The 3,951-nt window shown below is 37.7% G+C and carries 1 protein-coding gene and 4 pseudogenes; 3 read left to right on the plus strand and 2 right to left on the minus strand.

What is annotated here, in order from left to right:
* Positions 1 to 1,841: pseudogene (locus ACFIKO_RS08780) on the minus strand (autotransporter outer membrane beta-barrel domain-containing protein); the annotation flags it as partial.
* A gap of 704 nt (positions 1,842 to 2,545) precedes the next feature.
* Positions 2,546 to 2,741, minus strand: a pseudogene (locus ACFIKO_RS08785) (transcriptional regulator); the annotation flags it as partial.
* On the opposite strand from ACFIKO_RS08785, the pseudogene ACFIKO_RS08790 reads away from it, so the two are divergent.
* The 3 genes and pseudogenes from ACFIKO_RS08790 to ACFIKO_RS08800 all read left to right on the plus strand — a co-directional run.
* Positions 2,738 to 3,490, plus strand: a pseudogene (locus ACFIKO_RS08790) (phage tail sheath family protein); the annotation flags it as partial. The pseudogenes ACFIKO_RS08785 and ACFIKO_RS08790 sit on opposite strands and share 4 nt — an antisense overlap.
* The gene (locus ACFIKO_RS08795) at positions 3,487 to 3,861 is read left to right on the plus strand and encodes a hypothetical protein (protein ID WP_375673816.1); all 375 of its coding nucleotides are present in this window, start codon (positions 3,487 to 3,489) and stop codon (positions 3,859 to 3,861) included. The pseudogene ACFIKO_RS08790 and the gene ACFIKO_RS08795, both read left to right, overlap by 4 nt.
* Positions 3,862 to 3,874: 13 nt before the next feature.
* A pseudogene (locus ACFIKO_RS08800) lies at positions 3,875 to 3,951 on the plus strand (phage tail protein); the annotation flags it as partial.

The raw sequence follows: 3,951 nt of genomic DNA on the forward strand, positions 1-3,951 counted from the left end.
TTATCGAGATTAAGCGTGGAAATATCAGAACGAGACCTTTGAGCAATATCAAGCAGATTGCCATCACCATCTTTTTCGTTTGTGCTGTTTTTTACGATCCATTGCGTATTGTTTTGCAAATCAAAGTGTACATTTCTGTCTTTAGCAATATTCGCTCTGCCCTCTAGAATAGACTGATCAGCGCTTAATGTGAAAGTGCCGTTGGAGATTATATTAACATTTTCGTTTTTCCACGACACGTCTTCTTTTGAAAAAAGACCATCTCCTAATAAAACATCGGCATGGATTTCTGAATTTTTGAGATGGACTGTACCGATTGAAAAATCTGCATTCTCTGTAATGTCTGGATCAGAGAAAGCAGTAATAAAAATTCCAGCACCGTTGTCAGCGGAGAGTTTTGTATTGGTCAAATTTATTGCATTGCTTTGATGTTTTTGAGGTACATCTGATTTAATATTATAGAGGGCTATAAATTGCAAACCAGAAACTCCTGCTGTTAGAGAAGCATTCTGGACATCAATATGTCCGTTAAATGCCGCCCATAGTGCAACTTTTTTTGCATCTATTTTATTTTTTATTGTATTCTGTGCTGCTCCAATATAACCATTCGTCATCTTAATCGTGCTATTATTCCCTGCTGTGAGACCAACATCAAAATTTTGAATGGTTGTCTTACCATTTAATTCGATTGCACTATCAGACTCCGCAACGTTTATACCAACGGTCATTTCTTTACTTTCACCACCGGTTATTGTTAAATCTCCGCTAATGATTTTACTCCCACCATCTGCATAAAAACCTTCATCAACATTTTTAATAATTGTTTTGCCCGTTAACGTAATTTCACTTCCAGAGCCTGATGTTGTTGCACCGGTGCGTTGTTCGTTGTAGGGATCTTGATCAATTGCTTCACTACCGACTACGGTTAAATTTTCACTGGTAATTTTACCACCACTATCTGCTCCAAGGCCGTTAAAAGTATTGTTAATTGTTGTATCGCCATGCAAGTTAATTCTGCTATCAGGACCAAAGGCTTCTACACCGGTTCCCTTGCCATCTGTTGTTAAAGCAACACTCGTGGCATCAATCTGTCCGCCTTTTTCTGCAAATAATGCATTTTGTTTCCCACTGACAGTTCCTCCCGTCTTCGTGATTTTTGCTCCTGAACCTTCTGCATGAAGTCCATTGCCTTCAGATGATGTAACTGCAACTTTTTCGTCTAAAGTAATAGTGCTGCCCTTTTGTGCAAATACTCCATCAGTTTTTCCATCGAATGATCCTCCAGAGACTGTTATTGTGGAGTGATCATTTGCAAATATGCCTGTGTTTGCTAAAGAAACAGTTGTGTCTTTCAAAATAAGGTTGCTGTGGGTAGTATTTATCCCTTTGTCAATAAAGTGGTCATCTTTACCGTTTATAACTACCGTTGTTAGCTCGTTTTCACTACTACTGTTTTCAAAAGAAGCACCATTTTCAAGAGCTGTAATTTTTCCCCCTGTCATTTTAATTTTAGCATTATCTTTGGCCTTAATACCTAAGTGAATATCAGAATCATTATCATTACTTTTAATGGTTGAATTAGTTAAAGTAATTTCACTGTTATCGCCTTCAGCTGTTATAACATATGTGTTTTTATTTGTGTCTTTATTTCCGGTTACTGTTAATTTATCACCGGTGATTTTACCACCTGTTTTTGCATGAATAGTTTCATAAGTTTTTTCGGATGGGGTTTCTACTTTTCCATCAGTAACTTCGAGATTTTCAGCATATGCGTTGAAATGGGTGCCAAACAGCGTAACAGCGATAGCCGCTGTACAGAGTAACAGAGATTTTTTATACATTGATATTTTCCTAACTTATAAGCCCCACACATTCCACCCCCGCTTATAAGAAGGATATCAAATGAATAGTTTTCTGCTTTGAGAAAAATAGATTATTTTTATTTTTGTGTAAAGTATAATTATAAATTTTATAATAAAATACATAATGTTTTACTGTAAACTTATTTTATTGCTCATTATAAATAAAAATAAAACTAAACTATAAATAAAAATTATTTTAATAATATGAAGATATTAAAAGTTATTTGTAATTTTTTTATTGTATATCATCGTGTTATTATTGTGCATTATTTAGAGATAAACTTTATCTTGTTATCACAAGAAAGAAAAGAATGGAGAAGATATAAAAAAAGAAACCAGAAAAGAAGAAATGGTCAATAAAGAAAAGCAGTATCTATGCTGCTGTGGATATACAAAAAAGAAAGCTTGTCGTTTGACAGGAGTTTTTTTAGTGGGAATAGGTGGGATTGGGTGAGAATTTATAATTTTTTTAAATGACTAATTTTCACCATTAAATGCGCATTTTATCAAAATGGATTTTGATATCTAATAAAGAGTGCAAATGAGAAAAATCTATAATTTGTGAAGTTTGCTCCCCATCAGCCAAAAAAGCAAAAAAAGATATAATATTAAAAAAACAGATTGTTATTAAAAATCTTAATGTAAGGAGAAATGCAGCGTCATTTTCCATTTTATAATGATGGTTAGGTTGGATTTGTGTAGTTCTTGAGTGTTTTTTCAACCTCTATTTGATGTTTTAAATGCAATTTTAAAAAGAGGCAAGGTAAGCTCTATTTCTTCACTGTCGTTGATGTCTTGAACAAGCTCTTGTAACTTTTTATAAAACTCTGCTGCAAGTTTCGCTATATCTTCAGAGGGAAGTTTAATTGTTGCATTTTTGTTATCTGATTGATTCCTTTGTACGGGTGGCAAATAGTGAGGGTGGTTGGAGTGTTAAACCAGCAAGTCCCTTTGCTGCTGCCATGTTTATCAAACGTGATAAGCAAAGGGGCGGTGTTTTTTGGTCTCCTTCAAATCAAGATGTTAAAGGCATTTTAGGAACGGCACGCCCGATTAGCTATTTTGATGGCGAAATCGGTCATGAGAAAAATAGCTTCAATTAAGCCGATATTGCGACCTTTATACCAGCACGGCTTAGCCAAAATGCGCATTTAGATAATTCTGTAGGGAAAATGGTTGCTAATGGACGCATTTTATGGGGAAACCATACCACCTCCAGTAATCCACTCTGGCGCGTTGTCAATGTAGTGCGCACCTGTGCAAGCATTGGAAAAAACTATCATCAACAGTTTCCGCCCTTGGGCGAATGACGAGAATCTGACCGGTCTGTCATTACACTTACCCGCAGCTTCACGCAGTTTCTTGATGATCTGATTGCTCGTGGTGCATTGCTTGGTGGGCGGGTTTGGTTTGACCGCGATTTAAATTCCAACAGCACTTTACAGCTGGGACGGTTGCGGGTCGAATTTGATGCAGAAGAAGTACCATCCTTAGAAGATTTAAGTTTCGGCAGCCGGCGCAATAGCACTTATTTTGATCATTTGGCGGAAGATAGCCAAAAGAAAATGACGCACACTTTTGGCGAGACGCTTGAGAGCTATCGTAAAGCAGCAAGGAGTGAGGCATGACCTTACGCATTGTACGCAGTTTTAACCCGATTGTCGATGGTTTTATGGGCACCATCTCACAATTGACAGATTTTTGTAAATCTTTGCCTCATCGCATGAAGGGGTGGTTTGGGTCCATTAATTTAAGAGAGTTTTTGCCAAGTTTTTTGGGAGGCAAAACAGCCATTCAACCGATTGCACAATTTGCGGGGGCGGGGCATGCCAATTACTCTGTGAGAGAACAAAGAGGAAAAGACCGCTCCCCCATCACCCACAATCAAAATGTAACAGTGCATGTCAATGGCGCCCGTGATCCTGTTGCCACTGGTCGTGCGGTTGCCCACGCCATTCAACGGGCACGCGCTAATGCTCTGCATGGCGGGACAGAATGAGGGGAGGAAGGCAATGAGAGATCCTTTGATGATGTTAGGACCGCATCAATTTTATGTGGACTGGCTGAATTTCCAATCCTTTGAAGAAGA

The organism is Bartonella sp. TS82HLJMH (assembly GCF_042193495.1).
GTDB lineage: Bacteria > Pseudomonadota > Alphaproteobacteria > Rhizobiales > Rhizobiaceae > Bartonella > Bartonella grahamii.